1 protein-coding gene is annotated in these 368 nt (G+C 64.7%); it reads right to left on the reverse strand.

Annotated features, from left to right (window positions below):
* Positions 1-368, reverse strand: a 368-nt coding sequence (locus EN852_RS36340) for a hypothetical protein (RefSeq protein ID WP_135879722.1), incomplete at both ends; no start/stop codon positions are given.

Consider the following 368-nt stretch of genomic DNA (forward strand, 5'->3'; position numbering starts at 1 on the left):
GCAAGATAGTGCACTTCGATGTTGCGGATGTTTTCCTCGACATCGTCACGCGAGCCGATCAGCGACGGCACGACCACCAGGGTGCGCGCCTCGGGCGGCACGCCGTGCCTGTAGTCGTAACCGATCAGGCGAGTCGGCTTGAGGAACAGCGAGACCACGGTGTTGAAGAAAGCGAGCGCGCCTTCGCTGGCCGGCACGGCAAACAGAGCCAGCATCAGCACGATCGACGGCACCGACAGGCCGAGATTGGAAAGGGCGTTGCCGGACAGGACGAGCAGCAGGGCGGTCAGCGCGAAGACGGGGAGCACGATGCCAAGCCAGCCCGTCTTGGCGAAGGTCCGCTTGACCGTCTGGCTGACCGTAGGCCG

It is taken from the genome of Mesorhizobium sp. M2E.F.Ca.ET.209.01.1.1 (genome assembly GCF_004010375.2).
Classification (GTDB): domain Bacteria; phylum Pseudomonadota; class Alphaproteobacteria; order Rhizobiales; family Rhizobiaceae; genus Mesorhizobium.